The organism is Pedobacter jeongneungensis (assembly GCF_000633455.1).
Lineage (GTDB): Bacteria > Bacteroidota > Bacteroidia > Sphingobacteriales > Sphingobacteriaceae > Pedobacter > Pedobacter jeongneungensis_A.
Window position 1 is genome coordinate 18,626 of sequence record NZ_AYMG01000030.1, and the last position, 19,935, is coordinate 38,560.

Annotated in this window: 19 protein-coding genes; 10 read left to right on the forward strand and 9 right to left on the reverse strand. The window is 38.3% G+C overall.

Annotated elements, in window-relative coordinates:
* Positions 1-159 precede the first annotated feature (159 nt).
* The 6 genes from U859_RS0124780 to U859_RS0124805 form a co-directional block, all read right to left on the reverse strand.
* Entirely contained in the window at positions 160-1,209 is a 1,050-nt protein-coding gene (locus U859_RS0124780; RefSeq protein WP_025145950.1) for a hypothetical protein, read from the reverse strand.
* 96 nt (positions 1,210-1,305) lie between these two features.
* Positions 1,306-2,187 (reverse strand): class I SAM-dependent methyltransferase, encoded by an 882-nt coding sequence (locus tag U859_RS0124785; protein ID WP_025145951.1) that lies wholly within the window; start codon positions 2,185-2,187, stop codon positions 1,306-1,308.
* A gap of 71 nt (positions 2,188-2,258) precedes the next feature.
* Positions 2,259-2,573 (reverse strand): type II toxin-antitoxin system VapC family toxin, encoded by a 315-nt coding sequence (locus U859_RS32725; protein ID WP_051584770.1) that lies wholly within the window; start codon positions 2,571-2,573, stop codon positions 2,259-2,261.
* A complete protein-coding gene (locus U859_RS0124795; RefSeq protein WP_025145952.1) occupies positions 2,573-2,815 on the reverse strand; it encodes a DUF2281 domain-containing protein in 243 nt (80 codons plus the stop codon). Before U859_RS0124795 ends, U859_RS32725 begins: the two co-directional genes overlap by 1 nt.
* A 23-nt stretch (positions 2,816-2,838) precedes the next feature.
* Positions 2,839-3,591 (reverse strand): ABC transporter ATP-binding protein, encoded by a 753-nt coding sequence (locus U859_RS0124800; RefSeq protein ID WP_025145953.1) that lies wholly within the window; start codon positions 3,589-3,591, stop codon positions 2,839-2,841.
* On the reverse strand, positions 3,591-4,325 hold the full coding sequence (locus U859_RS0124805) for an MlaE family ABC transporter permease (protein ID WP_025145954.1): 735 nt from the start codon (positions 4,323-4,325) through the stop codon (positions 3,591-3,593). The genes U859_RS0124800 and U859_RS0124805 overlap by 1 nt, the downstream gene beginning before the upstream one ends.
* 148 nt (positions 4,326-4,473) lie before the next feature.
* Between U859_RS0124805 and U859_RS0124810 the strand changes: the two genes are divergently transcribed.
* The 6 genes from U859_RS0124810 to U859_RS0124835 all read left to right on the forward strand — a co-directional run bounded on the left by U859_RS0124810 (position 4,474) and on the right by U859_RS0124835 (position 11,414).
* A complete protein-coding gene (locus tag U859_RS0124810) occupies positions 4,474-5,163 on the forward strand; it encodes an SDR family oxidoreductase (RefSeq protein WP_025145955.1) in 690 nt (229 codons plus the stop codon).
* A gap of 19 nt (positions 5,164-5,182) precedes the next feature.
* Positions 5,183-5,878 (forward strand): PspC domain-containing protein, encoded by a 696-nt coding sequence (locus U859_RS30650; RefSeq protein WP_025145956.1) that lies wholly within the window; start codon positions 5,183-5,185, stop codon positions 5,876-5,878.
* Between the two features lie 5 nt (positions 5,879-5,883).
* The gene (locus U859_RS0124820; protein WP_025145957.1) at positions 5,884-6,873 is read left to right on the forward strand and encodes a LiaF transmembrane domain-containing protein; all 990 of its coding nucleotides are present in this window, start codon (positions 5,884-5,886) and stop codon (positions 6,871-6,873) included.
* Positions 6,874-6,984: 111 nt separating this feature from the next.
* Positions 6,985-7,596, forward strand: a complete 612-nt coding sequence (locus U859_RS0124825; RefSeq protein WP_025145958.1) for an RDD family protein — start codon at positions 6,985-6,987, stop codon at positions 7,594-7,596.
* Positions 7,597-7,943: 347 nt separating this feature from the next.
* The gene (gene ispG, locus U859_RS0124830) at positions 7,944-9,923 is read left to right on the forward strand and encodes a (E)-4-hydroxy-3-methylbut-2-enyl-diphosphate synthase (RefSeq protein ID WP_025145959.1); all 1,980 of its coding nucleotides are present in this window, start codon (positions 7,944-7,946) and stop codon (positions 9,921-9,923) included.
* 216 nt (positions 9,924-10,139) lie between these two features.
* The gene (locus U859_RS0124835; protein ID WP_025145960.1) at positions 10,140-11,414 is read left to right on the forward strand and encodes a mechanosensitive ion channel family protein; all 1,275 of its coding nucleotides are present in this window, start codon (positions 10,140-10,142) and stop codon (positions 11,412-11,414) included.
* 191 nt (positions 11,415-11,605) lie between these two features.
* Here U859_RS0124835 and U859_RS0124840 read toward each other — a convergent pair whose 3' ends face one another.
* From U859_RS0124840 to U859_RS0124850, 3 genes are all read right to left on the reverse strand, one after another.
* Positions 11,606-12,181 carry a hypothetical protein gene (locus U859_RS0124840; RefSeq protein ID WP_025145961.1) on the reverse strand — a complete coding sequence of 192 codons (576 nt, stop codon included), beginning with the start codon at positions 12,179-12,181 and terminating at the stop codon, positions 11,606-11,608.
* An 18-nt stretch (positions 12,182-12,199) separates the two neighbouring features.
* Entirely contained in the window at positions 12,200-13,027 is an 828-nt protein-coding gene (locus U859_RS0124845) for an alpha/beta hydrolase family protein (protein WP_025145962.1), read from the reverse strand.
* A 393-nt stretch (positions 13,028-13,420) separates the two neighbouring features.
* Complete coding sequence (locus U859_RS0124850) at positions 13,421-13,807, reverse strand: MauE/DoxX family redox-associated membrane protein (RefSeq protein WP_025145963.1); 387 nt, start codon at positions 13,805-13,807, stop codon at positions 13,421-13,423.
* Between the two features lie 135 nt (positions 13,808-13,942).
* On the opposite strand from U859_RS0124850, the gene hemA reads away from it, so the two are divergent.
* The 4 genes from hemA to hemL all read left to right on the forward strand — a co-directional run bounded on the left by hemA (position 13,943) and on the right by hemL (position 19,899).
* Positions 13,943-15,169, forward strand: a complete 1,227-nt coding sequence (gene hemA / locus U859_RS0124855) for a glutamyl-tRNA reductase (RefSeq protein WP_025145964.1) — start codon at positions 13,943-13,945, stop codon at positions 15,167-15,169.
* Positions 15,170-15,614: 445 nt separating this feature from the next.
* The gene (hemC, locus tag U859_RS0124860; RefSeq protein WP_205314440.1) at positions 15,615-17,195 is read left to right on the forward strand and encodes a hydroxymethylbilane synthase; all 1,581 of its coding nucleotides are present in this window, start codon (positions 15,615-15,617) and stop codon (positions 17,193-17,195) included.
* Between the two features lie 190 nt (positions 17,196-17,385).
* Positions 17,386-18,354, forward strand: coding sequence for a porphobilinogen synthase (gene hemB, locus U859_RS0124865; protein WP_025145966.1), 969 nt, complete (start codon positions 17,386-17,388; stop codon positions 18,352-18,354).
* A 174-nt stretch (positions 18,355-18,528) separates the two neighbouring features.
* Positions 18,529-19,899: a glutamate-1-semialdehyde 2,1-aminomutase gene (gene hemL / locus U859_RS0124870; protein WP_025145967.1), complete on the forward strand. Its 1,371-nt coding sequence runs from the start codon at positions 18,529-18,531 to the stop codon at positions 19,897-19,899.
* Positions 19,900-19,935: the final 36 nt, after the last annotated feature.

Below are 19,935 nucleotides of genomic sequence, written 5' to 3' on the forward strand. Positions count from 1 at the left end.
GGATTAACGACTAATTATTCCTTTAAGTTGTAAATGTTTGACTTACAGGGGATCAATATAGTATTTATACAGTATAGTGCAAACTATAAATGTTTTCTGTTTAAAAATATATCTAAAATAAAACGCCTCCCGATTTTATATCGGGAGGCGTTTGTTATATTATTGATATTGGATATATATCGGTTTTGGGGTAAGCTTTAAAAGTTCTTCTGGTGTCATTAGGCGTTTAGGATCTTTTTTAAGATCGTTTTTGTAAAAAAGTTTAAAACCTGTAAACTGAACCGGCTCTCCCTGTACAAAATGGCGGTAGGTTCCTTTTTTCAATTCAGGTTCGCCCCATCCATCCATGTGCACTACTACCTGTACTTCCGGACGAAGTTTAATGCTTGCAGAATTGGTTACCATTTTTTTAGTGAAACGGTGTAATACAAATACTTTTGGAGGCAGGTTATGTTTCTTAACTATGTCAGCAAGGTATTGAGTTACATAATTCACATCGGCAGCATCATATGTGCCGATTCTTTTTCCTGGTAAAGAACCATCTTTCATTGAAAATTCAGGATCAATGCCTAAATGTACATAAGGTAACTCAAGATATTTTTCAATATGAGGCAATTCTGCTTTAATAGTACTTAAAGCTACCTGAAGATCTAAAAATACAATTGTATTTGGTTGCATTTTAGCAATTGTTAACACAGAATCGATCTGTTTGTTGCCCATTCTGTTAATGTATTTTCCATCTTTTCCTGGTGTTCCGCTTGCTACAGCTGCAATATAGTGCAAGCCTGGTTGTACCGGCGTGGTAGGATCTGCTTTTTCCCAATGCTTAACTTCGGCATTCAGGCGTTGCCACATTTCTTTAGGTGCATATTCGCCCAATGCACCCATTTTTTTTGAATGCAGGTTTCCATAATAAACCACAATGCGTTTAAACGGCAGAATGGCTCCTGCTAAAGGATATGGCTGTTTTTTTACCGGCCATTTTCCGGTTGTATCTCCGTTGGCTAGTTTTTTTACCAACGAATCATAAAGTTTCGGATCAACAGGTTTCATTACGTTTGCTGTTGAGTCGGTTTTCTTTTTAGTCGTATCAGATGAGAAGATTTTACCAACACCGCTGCCGCCTTTACCGTCTGAATTACAGTTGGCGAACAAGCTGATTGCGGCAAAACCAAGTATTAGGGTGCCTGCTAATTGAGGGAATTTCATAGATTTATTAGATGATTAAAATTTAGACTTTTTCCGATTCTGTTTTGGATGAAAGTAGGGTGGAAATCTGGTAGTTTAAAATAAAGTAATTAACATTTACACATTGCAGAATTTACCAAAAACACCTAATGGTAATTTAATACCAGAAGTAGCCTGTAAAAAAAGCTCACCGGTTTCGAGGTTTTTAACCGCCGGAAATGAAGTGCGGATTAAATTTTCGACAATTACTGAAGAAAAACCAAGTGAGTAGGTATTTAAGATCAGGAAATGTTCCTTTTCATCCAATAACTGTACAACATCCTGCATCATTTCCTGGATATGATCCTCCAGTTTCCATTTTTCGCCATTAGGGCCATGTCCATATGCTGGCGGATCTAAAATGATACCATTGTACTTTTTGCCTCTTTTCAGTTCTTTCTTTACAAACTTTAAAGCATCTTCAACCATCCAGCGGGTATCTTTTAACCCAGAAAGTTCCTGATTTTCGTTTGCCCAGGTAACCACTTGTTTAATAGAATCAACGTGGGTAGTTTCTGCACCAGCCGCATTGGCAATTAAAGACGCAGCTCCGGTATAGGCAAAAAGGTTTAAAACCTTAGGCTGCGGCGTTTTAAATTTTTTGATCGAAGAAGAGATAAAATCCCAGTTTACGGCCTGCTCTGGGAATACACCCACATGCTTAAAAGAAGTTAAACCTAAACGGAGTTTAATGGCTACTTCATCGTTTTTATATTCTACATGCCAGCGATCAGGAATAGATTGATTTTTCTTTACCCATTCGCCAGAAGTAGCTGAACGCCCCCTGAAAGTAATGTTGGCCGTTTTTTTCCAATCTTGTTCTGAATATGTTTTTTTCCATACAGCCTGTGGCTCAGGACGGATAAGGGTTACACTTCCAAAACGTTCTAATTTTTCAAAATCCCCGCAATCTATCAGTTCATAATCTTTCCAATGGGTGGGGGCAAGTAATTGTATCATGTATTAAAATAACTTTAAATTTGGGTAATTTATAATGTATTGATCATCAGTTATCAAAGTTAGCTTATCACCTAATGCCTGAGAATAATCAATCTGTCAAAAGGATCTCTATGGATTAACGGTAAAGTTAAGTATTTGTCTAGGTGGTGTTTCTGTATATTTAAAACAGATATATTAAAGAGGTTTATTGCTCCATACATCTTTTCCAGGTTTCTGGTAACAATCAGCTTTCCTATGTTGAGCTTAATAATGATTTCCCATATACTGGCAATGCTTATAAACTTATCATTTTTCGAATCTTCTAAGCCGTTTATTATTGATTGGTTGAGTCCATTATCTTCATTAATTAAAGAGATGAAGATATGCGTATCAAGTAAAAGACGCATTACATATATTCTTTTAAATCATTTAATGGTTCGTTAAAATCTTTAGGGATGATAAATAAGCCTTTTGCAGCGCCATATAAACTTTTTGGTTCTTCAACAATGTTCGACTCTTCGCTTTTCGACTTTGGAAAACTCTTCGAATGTTTAGCTTTTAAAAAATCAATAAAATCTTCTACCTCGTTTACCATGCTTTCGGGTAAGGTTTCCAATTTGTGAATGATATTTTTTGTGGCCGCAGTCATAATAAACAAATATAAGAATTTTCTTAAAACTTATCTTTTGCGGCTTTCATGAAGCGGCTGGCGAATACGAAATCGTTCAATTCTTTAATATCAGTGTGTGCAATTTCTTTATTGCTGCCTTCCCAGAATTTTTTTCCTTCGTGCAGGAACAGAATATAATCACCAATACCCATCACCGAGTTCATATCATGCGTTACAACAATGGTGGTGGTTTTATACTCTTCTGTAATTTCCTGGATCAGCTCATCAATAACGATTGAAGTTTTTGGATCTAAACCAGAGTTGGGCTCATCACAGAACAAGTACTTAGGGTTCATAGAAATGGCGCGGGCAATACCCACACGTTTTTTCATGCCACCCGATAGTTCAGCTGGGAATAACTTGTTTTTACCAGCAAGGTTAACACGTTCCAAACAAAAATCAACTCTTTCCAGTTTTTCTTTTCTGCTTTGATCAGTAAACATATTTAAAGGAAACATGATGTTTTCTTCAACGGTCATACTATCAAACAGAGCCGATCCCTGAAAAAGCATGCCAATTTCCTTACGCACTTCTATGCGTTGTTCGTAAGTCATTGGGGTAAAATCGCGGCCATCGTACAATACAGAACCCGAATCTGGCTGATGCAAACCCACCATACATTTCAATAAGGTTGTTTTCCCAGAACCTGAACCACCAATAATTAAATTGGTTACACCTTCTTCAAACTTTCCGGAAATGCCTTTCAGTACGTCGTTTCCAGAGAATGATTTATAAATATCTTTAATTTCAATCATTACAATAAAAGTTGAGTAACTAAATAATCGCAAACAAGAATAGAGATACAGCTAATTACAACTGCCCTGGTACTGGCTTGCGAAACTTCTAAAGCACCGCCACGAACATAAAAACCCTCGTATGCCGGAACTGATGTGATGATAAAACCAAACACGAATGCTTTTACTAAAGCAACCACAATGGTATAAGGATTAAAATCAGTTGTAATACCCTGGATGTATTCTGCTGGTGTAACCGCACCTGAAATTGAACCACCAATGTATCCACCGGTAATACTTAAAAACATTGATATAATTACCAGCATCGGTACCATGGTGATGCCAGAAATGATTTTAGGCAGAATTAAATACCCCGGGGCATTAATACCCATAATTTCTAAGGCATCAATCTGCTCAGTAACACGCATCGATCCTATTTCTGATGAAATGGCCGAACCAATTTTTCCTGCCAGTACAATTGCACTAATGGTTGGGCTTAACTCTAAAATACTCGAGTCGCGGTTTACAGAACCAATAATTGTTTTAGGTATAAAATCGCTAACCAGCTGGAAAGCAATTTGTAAAGTCATTACCGCACCAATAAAGGTAGAAATAATGGCAATTAGCCCTAAAGAGCCAACGCCCACATAATCCATTTGTTTGGCGATTTCTTTAAGGTATATTTTCAGTTTTTCCGGCCTTCTGAATACAGACTTGAGTAGCAGGATGTATCTGCCGAAATTGGTAAAATTCATTCCGTATGTATTTGCTTAATTTAAATGATCATTCTTATACTACTACAAAGAAACGATAAAAAAGTTGTCGCTCTTTGCTAATTGCAAAAATATTCGTGGTTTTGAATATAAATATGGTTTTTTGTCAACAAAAATTAAACCACAAAACATGAAAGCTGTAATAACAGGGGCAACTAAAGGAATTGGAAGGGCTATATCGCTAAAATTGGCACAAAATGGATACGATTTAATTTTAGTAGCGAGGGGAGAGGGCGATCTAAAAACATTAAAAGATGAATTAACACCTTACGGGAATGTGGTTTTTACACACTCGGCAGATTTTTCGGTTAAAGAAGAAGTTTATGCTTTTTTAAACTCAGCTAATATCAATTTTAATGGTGTAACGGTTTTAGTAAATAATGTGGGCATCTTTTTGCCTGGCAGTTTGCTCGATGAGGCTGATGAAACCTTCGAAAAACAACAGCATTTAAACCTCAATGCCAGTTATTATACCAGTAAGTTTTTTGGAAAAAAAATGCGTTCAGCTAGGCAGGGCCATATATTCAACATTTGTTCGGTGGCCAGTAAAGCACCCGTGAAAAATGGTGGAAGTTATAGTGTAACAAAAGCAGCGATGTTAAGTCTTAATCATGTATTGCGGCAAGAGTTAGCCCCTCACAACGTTAAAGTTACAGCGTTTTTACCAGGTTCTACCAAAACCTCATCATGGGAAGGAACAACAATTCCTGATGAAAAATTTGTACAGCCTGAAGATATTGCCGAAACTTTATTCACCATTTTAAACTTAAGTAAAGGTGTAAACGTAGATGAGGTTTTAATTACCCCGCTCGATTTTTAAACACAAAATGAACAACGTTATGGAAAAGAAGCTTTTTAGAAACGAACACGATAAGATGATTGCCGGTGTAGCTTCGGGACTTGCGGATTACATGCAGGTAGAGGTTACCATAATTAGATTATTGTTTGCATTATCGGCCATATTTATGGCTGGAGGTGGCTTAATAGCCTATATTATCATGTGGATTATTGTACCGGTTAATAATGATCCGGCAGCAAAATTCTCAAAATTTAACGATTATTTTAATAAGAATAATCCGAATGCAAACCCATTTGCAAATCCTGATCCATTTTCTGGTGCCGCAGGCGCTGGCAACACGAACTGGACACAGCCAGTTGATGGGACACAGAAAACACCCTTCGAAACGCAGCCCGATTTTAGCAAATTCAATAAACCGAATGATACTGGTCGTACCATAGGCGGCTTATTACTTTTAGTGATTGGATGTTTTTTCCTGATGCGCGAAATGGATTTTATACCTGATTGGTTTAGCATCCGCAATTTATTCAGGTACATGTGGCCTTTAATATTTATAGCATTGGGTGTGAGTATTATTGCTAAATCAAAAAGAAAAAACGACTGGGCAGCATTTAATAACCAGCAAGAGGCAGAACAGCAAAAAAATGCAGATTTTACTGAAGCTGTTGTAGAAAATGAGCCTGTAACCCCAGTGAATAAAGATGATCAATCAACATCCGCTAACCCTCAAGTATAAATAAAATGAAACTAGATAGATTAATTTGGGGTATCATCCTGCTTTTTATCGGCGGTGTACTTCTACTCGAAAATTTTGGCGTAATCAATTTTTATTGGCGCAACGTTTGGAGCTTTTGGCCAGTATTTTTAATTATTGCAGGTTTAAATATCCTGTTTAACAGAAACAATTCGCAAACCGGAAGCATCATCTCCATTGGTGTTTTGGTTGTGGCCTTATCCTTTCTTTTTTACAAAGGCCAACAAGAACCAGAACACGGTAGCTGGTGGGGACGAAATTTTAAAAAAGATATAGACGTTAATATTGATCATAATGATGGCGACAATGATAACGACAGCGATGATGATGACAAAGATTCTTCATACAATCAGTTAAACCTATCAGAGCCTTTTGTAACAGCCGATAATACCAAAAAAACGGTGTTGAATATTTCTGGCGGTGGCATTTCGTTTAATCTCGATGGCGAAACAGCTTCGCTTATTGATGCTGATATCAGAAAAAGACATGGTAATTTCTCATTGAAAAAACTGGTTACCGATTCTGCAACAGTACTAACTTTTGCTATGGAAGACAGAAAAAGCAAATGGAATTTTGGTGATAATGGTAACGATGTAAATTTTAAGTTAAATAAAGCTGCTACGTGGGATGTACTGATGAAACTTGGTGCAGGCGAAGCTAATTTCGATTTTTCTCCTTATAAAGTACGTACTTTCCGTTTTGATGGCGGTGCCGCTGCTTTAGACATTAAAATGGGTGATTTATTGCCGATTACCGATGTGGTGGTAAAATCAGGGGTGGCTGATGTTAAAATCAAAGTGCCTACCAATTCGGGCTGCAGGATTAAAACCAAAACAGGTTTATCTGCAAAAGATTTCGACGGATTTGAGAAATTGAGCGATGGCGTTTACGAAACTTCTAATTATAAAACCTCGACCAAAAAAATCTTTATCAGTTTAGACGGCGGATTGAGTAACTTTGAAGTAAGCAGGTACTAGGGAGGTTGTGGGTTTGAAGGTAGAGGGTTTAAGGCTAGACTTCGCTCACTGAAATCTTTATAGAACGCTGATCCTGCAATCTTAAAATCCAAACAATCCTGATCCTATCTAATGAATCCTGATCAATACACAGTAGTAATTAATGGTAAGCCACAAGGTCCGTACAGTTTAGCAGAATTAAAAGATTTAAATATCTCGGCAAATACTTTTGTCCGCAAACCCGGTATGGACGATTATAAAGAAGCTCACGCAATTCCCGAATTGCGTGAGCTTTTGGGTTTTAGTTATCAAAAAACCGCGCCACAATATTTTGCCGCTTTCGATCAGCGTTTGCTGGCGACGGTAATCGATCATTTCATCATTTTCGGATTTTACACCATCATTATTTTAACCAGTTATATTTTTATCGAAGGGAAAGACCAGCGGATTATGGCCTTTTTGGTTCCCTTTCCTTCCATATTTATCATTAAACTCATTTATGGCAGTATTGCCGAAGCATCTAAAAATCAGGCTACCATTGGTAAAAAACTGCTTAATATTAAAGTAACCGATTTAGAAGGCAGCCGGGTTTCTTTCGGTATTTCCCTAGTTAGGAATTTTTCTAAAATATTATCGGTAATTCCTGTTTTTTTTGGCTATCTGTATAGTTTTTTGAACAAGAAAAACCAGTGCTGGCATGATATTGCTGCCAATACGCTGGTGATAAAAGACAGGTTAATTTAAGGTTAGAAAAGCAGGGATATTACAACTATTTTCGTTATCCGGGCTGTTCGCTATATCTTTGGCTGCCCTTCGACTACGCTCAGGCTGACAGCCAAAAGGATGCCGCTTCCATCCCGTTTATTAAACCTGGGCCGGTGCAATGATGCCAAACCCACCCAACATTAAAAAATAAACCCGATTGGAGCGAACACGAAGTGCAACGGAGTAAAGCGTAAAGCGGGACTGGATTTCCCAAGTATTACTGCCTTCCGTTTCCAAAAAAAATAAATTATTCCTTTATAAATCAACTGATTTAATTACAACATTACAACATCAAAAATTCCAACAATCCTTATCTTTGCAAACAGATGGAAAATATATTGGCAAAACATGATCTGGCTGGCGGATATTGCAACAGTTTAACGGCTTATTCTAGGTATTTAACCCGCGAGGTGAACATTGGTGATATCGCACTGGGCGGTCATAACCCGATCCGTATCCAATCGATGACGACTACTGATACCATGGATACTTTGGGTACCGTAGAGCAAACGATCCGTATGGTAGAATCGGGCTGCGAATACGTGCGTATAACCGCGCCGAGCATTAAAGAAGCAGAAAACCTGGCCAATATTAAAAAAGAACTGCGTTTTCGCGGTTATCATGTTCCATTAATTGCCGACATCCATTTTACACCAAATGCAGCTGAAATGGCTGCAAGGATTGTAGAAAAAGTGCGTGTTAACCCCGGTAATTACGCTGATAAAAAGAAATTCGAAAATATAGAATATACCCAGGATGCCTATAATGCAGAGCTAAGCCGGATTTACAAAAAGTTTATTCCCCTGGTAAAAATCTGTAAAGAGTATGGCACTGCGATGCGCATCGGTACCAACCACGGTTCACTTTCCGACCGGATTATGAGCCATTACGGCGATACCCCTCGTGGAATGGTAGAATCGGCAATGGAATTTATTCGTATGTGCGAAGACCAGAATTATTATAACCTGGTAATCTCGATGAAAGCGAGTAATACCCAGGTAATGGTTCAGGCTTACCGTTTGCTGGTAGAAACCATGGCTAAAGAAGGGATGAATTATCCTTTGCATTTGGGTGTTACCGAAGCTGGCGATGGCGAAGATGGCCGTATTAAATCAGCCGTTGGTATTGGTACTTTGCTGGAAGATGGATTGGGCGATACCATTCGTGTTTCACTAACCGAAGATCCCGAATTTGAAGCACCGGTAGCAAAGGCTTTGGCAGACCGCTATGCTTTAAGGAGTCCGAAGTCGGAAATCGGAAGTCCGGAGTCAATTACTCTACGCCCCACGCTCCACGCTCCACGCCCAACTTACTCTCCTTACGAGTACAACCGCCGCATCACCACACCTGTACAACATATTGGCGGGCACCACCATCCGGTAGTAATGATTGATGTTTCAAAAGAAAATTTAAAAGATCCTTACTTTTTAAGTTCCGTTGGTTATAACTATAGCGCAGGTTTAGATAAATATAATCTGGCTGATCAGGCATGCGATTTGGCTTATTTGGGAGATAACTTGCCATCTTTCTCTTTCCCGGGAAATTTAAAACAGGTTTATAATTATCAAACATGGCTAAAACTTCAGGATAAAAACAACTGTCATCCGCTATTCTCTTTAGAAGAATTTATCAAAGCTGATCATAAAGATGATTTGTTAAATTTTGTTGAGGTTGATGCGGGAACATTCCAACATTCCAACATTCCAACATTTCAACCTAATGTTGTTCTGATTTTAAAAACTTCTGCATCGCATGGAATGGCTGAGCAAAGAGCTTTTTTTATTGCATTACAAGAACAAAATATTCAGATTCCGGTAATTGTAAAAAGGACTTATCAGGATGCCGATGCTGATCATTTAATGCTTTACGCCGCAACTGATATTGGTGCTTTATTTACCGATGGTTTTGGAGATGGTGTTTGGATTGATGCAGAAGGACAAAACCTTTCGTTGATCAATTCAACCAGTTTTGGGATTTTGCAGGCTACCCGAACAAGGATCAGTAAAACAGAATACATCTCGTGCCCAAGCTGTGGTCGTACCCTTTTTGACTTGCAGGAAACTACTCAGCTAATCCGTTCGCGTACCGATCATTTAAAAGGTATCAAAATTGGTATCATGGGCTGTATTGTTAACGGTCCGGGCGAAATGGCTGATGCCGATTACGGCTATGTGGGTACCGGACCTGATAAAATTACCCTATACCGCGGTAAAGAAGTGGTAAAGAAAAATGTAACTACCGCTTATGCTTTGGATGAACTGATTGATATCATCAAAGGTGATGGGAATTGGGTAGAAAAGGTTTAATCGTTAATAATGCGAGCCATGGTTTGTGTCCCCACAAACCACTTTTAAATAAAATAAGTTATTTTTATTTCTGTCTGTGAGGACACAGACCGAGGACTTAAATAAAAACGGATTTTATCTGTGTGCATCCTTTTTATCTGTGGTTAATGATATTTTAGCGCGACAAAGAATGGAACACGATTTACTTTTCTGACTAATAAAACCTAAATTGCCTTGATGAAAATCCCGGAGTTTCAACTCATATTTGACCAACTTAGAAACTGGCTGGCTGGTAAAGGTCTTGCCGGCAGTGAACTCATATATTCTTATTTTTTTATTGGCTTGGCTGGTGTTATCTTATTTTTATTTATCACCATTTTTGTAACCAGGCAAGTTTTTATCGTTGTGGTAAAAAGTGCTAAAACCAAATCCGATTGGCAAAAAGCATTATTCGAGTTTAGGGTTTTCAGGGCATTTGCGCTAATATTTGGTGCCTATATTATTTATAACGTAGTTCCCTATCTTTTTATCTATTTTAAAAACTGGCATTTCTATGCCCTAATTTTTGCTAAAATCTACATGGTTTTGGCAGTAATGTTTGCCGTAAATGCATTTTTGAACGCTTTGGTATCCATTATGGAATCATCAAAGAAATATGCCGATAAACCCATCAGGAGTTATAAACAGGTAGCCAAAATTGTATTTTACATTGTTGGTTTCGTGTTGATTCTATCCATTATTTTAGGTGAATCACCCTTATATGTATTTGGTGGTTTCGGTGCCGTTACCGCTGTTTTTATATTGGTTTTCAGAGATCCGATTTTGGGTTTTGTGGCTTCTGTACAGATGAGTGCTATCGATCTGGTGAGGGTAGGCGATTGGATTACAGTAGAAAAATATGGTGCCGATGGCGAAGTAACCGAAATTAATTTAACCACTATTAAAGTACGTAACTGGGATAAAACGGTAACCATTGTACCGAGTTACGCCATCGTGAGCGAGTCGTTTAAAAACTGGCGGGCTATGGAAGAAAGTGAGGGTCGGAGGATTAAACGTCACATTAATATTAAAATTTCGAGTATTAAATTTTGTGATGAGGAATTGATCGGGAGGTTACAGAGCATCGATTTTTTGAAAGATTACCTCAAAGAAACCCAAACTTTTATTGAACGCTATAATGCTGAAAATACCGTAAATCCGAACAATCTGGTTAACGGCTGCCACATGACCAACATTGGTACTTTTAGGGTTTATGCCGAAAAATACCTCGAAAGCAATCCACATATCAATAAGGAACTCACCTTTATGGTGCGCCAGCTACAGGCCACAGAAAACGGATTGCCCATTGAAATTTATGTATTCTCGAAAGAAAAAGGTTTAAAACGTTTTGAAGAAGTGGCTGCAGATATTTTCGATCACCTCTTGGCTGCGGTACCTTACTTTGATCTGGAAATTTTCCAAAGTCCTAGCGGTAGCGATATGCGAAATTTTGTAAGGAGAGGGGATGATTAGTTCACAAGGTTTTTATAAGTCAATATTTATTTATCAAGCTTGATTTTTTAATTCCTTTGCCTCATGAGATCGTCATGCTGAATTCAGTTCAGCATTTTTCCAGCTGAGTAGACCCTGAAATAAAATCAAGTGGCGGATCGCTAAGTAAATCATTTATTCTTTTCTTAGAGATATTTTATTCTCAAACCGAATTAATGCATACAGCCAATATAAATTTTCGATTTAAGCACAAAGGATTTAGAATCAATGGCTTTTAGCCTTTTTAGTGCAATTGCCGCCGAATCCTTATCTGCATAAATTCCAGCCACGAGCGCAATCATTTTGGCTTTTGCATCTGGTTTGTACACGTTTAAATATTCTAAACTTAAATTTTCTTCCGCATTTCTTCTTGGGAAATATTCTCCGGCATATATTTCATCTTCATCATCCTCTGGGAGGATAATTTCATCTTTCTTTTTATTGTAGTAGCGCCCTAAAGTATCAATCGTGATGTTTAAAGCCTCACTGGCAGTAAACATTTTTGCATGAATTTGATTGTAATTCGTATTGGTGTCGAGTACGGCCACATAGTAATCCGCAAAATTTCCTAAAGTGTCTTCTTCAACTTTTTGTTCTATTGGTTTTTCAACTGATACCGCTTTTACAATAGTTTCTTTTTTTGTTATAGTATCTGCAGCAACCTTATTTTTCTCCTGGTTTTGCGAACAGTTCAGGAGAAAAATAGAGGAGGCAATTGAAAGTATCGCGAGGTTTTTGAGCTTAATCATAACCAAATATAACTTGCTTTAGCCTTCGTTTAAGAAAACCAGACATTTTTCGCAAACCTTAAACAAAAGTGGTGGCAATGTTTCGCTGGTATAAGGCTGTGTTGCTCCATACACATGGTTGGCGCCTTCAATTTTAACCAACCTGCTGCCTGGGTTGGCTTCTGCCAAGGTCTGAGCGGTTTCGAAAGGAACATTTACATCATCATCACCATGGATAATTAACCAGGGTATATTTACACGTTTTGCCGCGTCTGTAATATTCAATGTTGCGGCATTTTCTTCCAGATCTTCCAATAAAGTTACGTTTAAGGGCATCTGCTCCTTGGTACGGGCATTGGTAACAAAGATTTTTCCGGTTTTTTTCCACTCTGCCTCCTGTTCTTTTTTCCACAGGCTGTTAAAATCGGCAATGGCACTCCAGGTAATCAGTTTGTTGATCCTTAAATCGTTTGCCGCTTCGATAATTGATAATCCACCGCCACGACTATGGCCTATCAGGTTCACCTTTGTGTCTTTACCATAAGCTTTTTCAATAAAATCGAGTACCGCATTTACGTCAAAAAGTTCTTTTGAGACGGTGTTGCTGGCAAAAGCGTCCATATCGGTAACATCTTTCGGGTCATCAACCGGAACACCGCTATGCGATAGATTAAACTTAACGTAACGGTAACCATTGCTGGCAAAATACCTGGCCACTAAATTATGGGCACCCCAATCTTTAAAGCCTTTAAAGCCATGTACAAAAAGTATAATTGGCGTATTTGGATTTTTTTCCTCAAAAGTGATATCGCCGATAATTAATTTTCCGTCTGAACCGCTAAGGCTAAAATTGCTTTGTGTAATCATAATTTAAAGGAATTGGTATAGAATATAAACCTACGAAATCTAATTTTGTTGTGTGTTTTTAAGAGAGATCGTCATTTAGACTGTAGTGCAACGAAATGGAGAAATCTAGTTTTACAGTAATTATAAATTATAGATTTCTCCACTGCGGTCGAAATGACGTTGCTTTTAAAAAAACGTTCATACAACCAGAGGACAATGTTCTCTAGACCCGATAGGCGTGAAAATACTTTTTGATGCAGCTACCCTGAATATGCCGTCATGCTGAGGTACGAAGCATCTGCAACCGATGAAACAGGTTCTTCGTTCCTCAGAATGACAGAAGTTAAAAAAAGATTGTAACGAATAGCGGGACTAACACTGAAATGAAATGCAGGTTTTGCTTTTCAAAAAAAATCAAGCTGGTTTTCTGTAATAATACCATGCCCAACCCATAAACAATACCTGAAATGGTAACCTCAGCCACGCAATTAGAGGCGTAACCATTATTTTGCCCAACATAAACGGCGCTTTCTGAATCATGTAGATGTGAGCGGGCATAAAGGCAATCAACATCAGGATAATCAGTATCGCAGCAAGCTTTCTTGTCTTTTTAAACAGCAATAAAAACCCAAAAACGATTTCCAATACCCCGGAGAAGTAAATTAAAAAGCCAGGTGCAGGCAACCATTTGGGCATAATTCCGTAATATACTGCAGTGGATAAAAAGTGGTTACATCCGGCCAGAATGTAGAAAAGGGCATAAACCCAGAGAAAAATTTTATAGGTTGGTCTGTTTATCATGATCGATATATGGTTTAATTTTAGAGGGTTGCTATTTAAAACCGTTCTAAATTGATGTAAATTACAGGTTAATGACAGTGACATGCCTTCACCATGTTACTTTTGTATCCCGATAATAGTTAATAACGGAAGCACTTGGAATATTTAAAAGTAATAGCTTTTACGCATCACCACATCGACCTGAAATCTTTAGGGAAATTAGTTATTTGTGATCAAAGTCTAGATAGCAGGTTGAAAAATGTTCAGTCTGAACTTCCCGTTAGCGAAATTTTCTATATCGGAACCTGTAACCGTGTAGAGTTTGTTTTCCTTACCAAAGAGAAAACCGACAAAGAATTTGTAACCAGATTTCTTACTGTTTTGGATATGGGACTGCCTCCTGAGTTTATGGAGCGTTTTCTTGATAGTGTTTCTGTTTACGAAAATGAAGAAGCTTTTAACCATTTATTAAGAACATCGTGCTCTTTAGAGAGTTTGGTGGTTGGCGAAAAAGAAATTCTTGCCCAGATCCGCAGGGCTTACGAGAATTGCCGCGATGCCGGATTTACCGGCGATTACATGCGGATGATTATGGAACGGGTGGTTAAAACAGCAAAAGAAGTTTATACCCATACCAATATTTCAAAAAATCCGGTTTCTGTTGTTTCATTGGCTTACCGCAAACTGAAAGAGTTAAATATGTGTGGCAACTCACGTATCTTGATTATCGGTGCCGGCGAAACCAACCAGAATATTGCAAAATACCTTAACAAACATAAATACTCCAACTTTTCGATTTTCAACCGTACACTTTCCAAAGCCGAAACTTTGGCTGAAGAGTTAAATGGAAAAGCTTATCCTTTAGCTGCACTTGAAGATTTTAATGAGGGGTTTGATGTAATTATTACTTGTACGGGTTCTACTGAAGCCATTATTACCGAAGAACTTTATGCCAAGTTGCTTAATGGCGAAACTGGTAAAAAAGTAATTGTTGATTTGGCTATTCCAAACGATGTTACTCCTGCGGTGATCCACAATAACCTGGTTCATTATATCGAGGTAGAATCACTAAAAGAAGTGGCACGAAAAAATATCCAGGAGCGTTATAACGAACTGGTACATGCCGAAGAAATTATCAGCAATAACATTACCGAATTTTTCTCTGTTTTAAAACAACGCCGTATCGAACTGGCGATGCAGGAAGTGCCAAGAAAGATTAAAGAAATCAAAAATACAGCCATCAATGGTGTATTTGCCGATGAAATTAGTCAGATGGATGAAGCATCACGCGAAGTTTTAGAACGTGTAATGAATTACATGGAGAAAAAATACATCAGCGTACCCATGGTAATGGCTAAAGAAATCCTGGTTAATCAATCTTAAGGTTTAACTGCAAAGAACGCAAAGCTTAATTTCATATTCCTTTTTTTCTGTCATTCTGAACGCAGTGAAGAATCTTTTATTTCTCGAAAGGAATTTTTAATACCAATTGTAATTCGGAGTCTTACACTCGCTTACCTTCATCCTGAACCTGTTTCAGTATCTTTCATGCTTCTGAGCTTAAATGGCCTTACATTTCTTATATGGTTCAATTCTATAAAGCTTATGATAATTAATTCGGATCCTGTTTCTGTTGAGTTTAAAAACAATGCCTATGGGTTGCAGATTCTTCGCTGCGCTCAGAATGACAAAAAGTTACATTACCAATCTCCTAATGTCACAGAAATCCTTTAAATTATCCCTTCTGTAACCTCACTGTCTCATTTTTAAACAATTCATGGTATAAACCACTAATTAAATTAAATTTGCAACTCATTTAACCTTTATAGTGAAGAAATTAACCATCGGAACACGCGGTAGCGACCTGGCATTATGGCAAGCAAATCATATAAAAGATGAATTGGCGGCCATCGGAATTGAAGCAGAAATAAAAATCATTAAAACACAGGGTGATAAAATCCTGAATTTGAGATTGGACAAACTGGAAGGCAAAGGCTTTTTTACCAAAGAACTGGAAGAAGAGCTTTTGGGTGGAACAATCGATTTGGCTGTTCATTGCCTTAAAGATTTGCCAACCACACATCCTGAAGGATTAACCATTGCTGCTCTGCCACCGCGCGAAGAAGCCAGCGAATATCTTTTGATTTTAAAAGATTGTGTTGATGTTTCGCAAAAACTTTCGCTAAAAAAGGGTGCCATGGTGGGTACTTCATCTAACCGTCGTAAAGCGCAGTTATTGGGTTTGCGTCCTGATTTGGAAGTAGAAGATTTACGTGGAAATGTACCTACGCGGATTCAGAAACTCCGTGATGAGGATTATGATGCCATTTTAATTGCTAAAGCCGGTGTTAAACGCTTAAATCTTGATGTTAGCGATTTACATGTGGAGGAACTCGAAACTACTGAGTTTATCCCTGCGCCTGCGCAAGGCGCATTGGCCATTCAGATCAGAGAAAGTGATACCGAACTTTTTGAGGCGCTTCAAAAACTGCACGACCCTGAAACCGCCGAAACCGTAAATGTAGAACGTAAAGTGTTAAACCTTTTCGAAGGTGGTTGCCACATGCCTTTAGGCTGTTATTGCCAGAAAGAAAACGGAAAATTCGAAATCTGGACTTCAAAGGCAGAAACTGCTGATGATTTTCCTGAACGTTTGTTTTTACGTGCTGACACTACAGAAGGTTTAGCAGAAAAAATTGTAGCCAAGTTTAGTACAGATAGGAAAAAGCCGGCAAAGGTTTTCATCTCCCGCGAAATTGGCGAACATAGTTATTTCCGTAGGGCTTTAGAAAATAATAATATAGAAATAGAAGGACGATCATTAATCCGTACGTTTCCAATAGTAACGGTATTAGACCAGTTTATTTTAAGACATGTAGATTGGATTTTCTTCAGTAGCCGTAATAGTGTAGAATATTTTTTCAATTTGAAACCGTTATTGCCAAAGAAAACAAAATTTGGTGTAGTGGGAAGAGGATCAGAAGATGCCTTGCGTAAATTTGGCCATTTTGCCGATTTCGTTGGTGCAAGTGGTGACATTACCGAAGTAGCTGAAGATTTTGCACAATTGGTTAGCGGTCAGCAGATATTGTTCCCAAGGGCGCAGGATTCTTTGCAGTCTATCCAAAAATCGTTACCAGCTGATGCTAAAATAATCGATCTGCCGATTTACGAAACCGTAATAGAAGAAGATATCGATCAGAGTTATGCCGATGTGCTGATTTTTACCAGTCCATCAAACGTTGATGCATATTTCGCAGATAATTTATTAGAACCAGGTCAGCAGGTAATTGCAATTGGAAACTCTACGGGTAAGAAATTTGATGAAATGGGTGTGAAATATGCTTTGCCATACTCGCCAGATGAAATTGGATTAGCAGAAGCGGTGTTTGGAATAGAAATAAGGTAGAAAGGTAGAAGATTTAGGGTTAAAAATGCTCCTGCCTTGATACTCGATACTAAAATCTTGATACTAAATGTGAAATCCAAAAAGCTGTGTAATCAACCCGAAGGAAAAATAGAAGATATTCAAGTCTTGATACTCGATACTATAATCTCGATGCTTCAAATCTTGATACTAAATACTTGATACTAAAAAAATGTTAAATCGTCCGCGTAGATTACGGAAAAATCCGTTAGTGAGAGAGATGGTAGCCGAAACCCGGTTATCGAAAGATATGTTTGTGTACCCTTATTTTATAGTACCGGGCAGCAACGTTACCCATGCCATTGATGCCATGCCAGGCGTAAACCATTATTCGGTTGATACCCTGGTGAAAGATGTGGAATCTGGAATGAAAAAAGGGCTTAACAAAATTATGCTTTTTGGTGTCGGCGATGAAAAATCGGAAGATGCAAAATCTGCTTATCATGATCATTCTTTAGTGCCGACGGCGGTGCGCGAGTTAAAAAAACAATTCGGCGACAATTTATATGTAATTACTGACGTCTGCGTTTGCTCTTATACCACTCACGGCCATTGCGGTATTTTAGAAAACGATTATGTACAAAACGATAAAACGGTTGAGGTAATTGCTAAAATGGCTTTAACACATGCAGAAGCTGGTGCTGATATGTTTGCTCCATCTGATATGATGGACGGAAGGATTGAAGCCATGCGTAACCTGTTAGATGAAAATGGTTTTGTAAATGCGGCCATCATGAGTCATGCTACCAAATTTGCTTCTGCCTATTATGGGCCTTTTAGAGAGGCTGCAGATTGCGCACCAAGTAATGGCGATAGAAAAGCCTATCAGATGGATTTCAGAAACCCATTAGAAGCTTTGCGTGAAGCCGCTTTGGATGAACAGGAAGGTGCTGATGTATTAATGGTGAAACCAGGATTAGCTTACCTGGATATTATCCAAAGGTTAAAACAGGATACCAATTTGCCAATTGCAGTTTACAATGTATCCGGCGAATACTCGATGGTAAAAGCAGCTGCTGAACGCGGTTGGATAGATGAGCAAAAAATAGTAATGGAAACCATGCATGCCTTTGCCCGAGCAGGCGCTAGCATTATTACCACTTACCATATTAAAGATATTTTAAATAACGACTGGATTTAAGGTGGAAGGTAGAAGGCTTTAAGGTTGAGGGTTTAAATGCCCACAATCTATACCTTAACAATTCGTTCTAAATCCTACAAAATATAATGAGGTGAAAAGTTGATGGTTTGTTGGTTATGGGTTATACGCCCAGAGCTTTCTACCTTCTACCTTTCAGCCTTCAACCTTAAAAAGATGTTAGATTCATTAAAAAAAATGTTTTCAGGCAACGAAGCCGATATTCCGGTAAATACTGGAAGTAAACCTGATATTTCAAGGGTAAAATCTGCCGAACTGTACGAAAAATCAAAAACCTATTTTCCGGGTGGAGTAAACTCTCCGGTAAGGGCTTTTAAATCGGTTTATGGTACACCACTTTTTATTGAAAAAGGTGATGGCTGTTATATCTGGGATGCAGATGGCAATCAGTTTATCGATTTCTGTGGTAGCTGGGGACCATTAATTTTAGGCCATAACAACCCTAAAATCCGCGAAAAAGTAACCGAAGTAATGCAGAACGGCATGAGCTTTGGTGCACCAACTGCATTGGAAAATGAATTGGCAGAGCTGATTATCAAAAACAACCGTTTTGTAGAAAAAATCCGTTTTACTAGCTCAGGTACCGAAGCCGTAATGTCGGCAATACGTTTGGCAAGAGGGTTTACCAGTCGCGATAAGATTTTAAAATTCGAAGGCTGTTACCATGGTCACAGTGATTCACTTTTGGTAAAAGCCGGTTCAGGTTTGGTTACTTTTGGTGAAACCTCTTCTGCAGGTGTACCAAAATCTTTTGCTGAAGAAACCATCGTGGTACCTTTAAATGATAAAACAGCTATTGAACAGGCTTTTGCCCAGTTTAAAGATCAAATTGCTGCGGTAATTATCGAAGGGATCCCTGCAAACAACGGTTTAATTATGCAGGATGAAGAGTATATTCATTTCTTGCGTAAAATCTGTACGGATAATGGCTCACTTTTAATTTTTGATGAAGTAATTACCGGCTTCAGGGTTGGTTTTGAAGGTGCTGCTGCCCACTATGGTATCACACCAGATATTGTTACTTATGGAAAAATCATCGGTGGTGGTTTACCTGTAGGCATGTACGGTGCGCGTGCTGAAATTATGGCACACATCTCTCCTGATGGTGGGGTGTACCAGGCCGGAACCTTGTCAGGAAATCCAGTAGCCATGGCAGCAGGTATTGCAACTTTAACCGAATTGAATAAATCCGGTTTTTATAAAGATTTGAATAATAAGGCACAGGAATTTGTAGCGAGCATTCAACGTTTTGCAACAGCACGTAATTATAAATTTAAAGTATTTACCATTGGTTCTATCTTCTGGTTTGCTTTTACTGATAAAGATAAAATCCAATCGGCTGATGATATTGACGCCAGTAGCATGGAAAAATTCAAAGTGATGCACCGTGAGTTATTAAACAGAGGAATTTATTTAGGTCCATCGGGATATGAAGTTGGTTTCGTATCTTCAGCACATACCAAGATCGAATTGGAGAAAGCGAAGAGGGCAATTTTTGAAGCATTAGATTTGGTGTTTAAAAAATAAGTTTTATTAGAAAGATCGTCATTGCTTCGTCGGCTG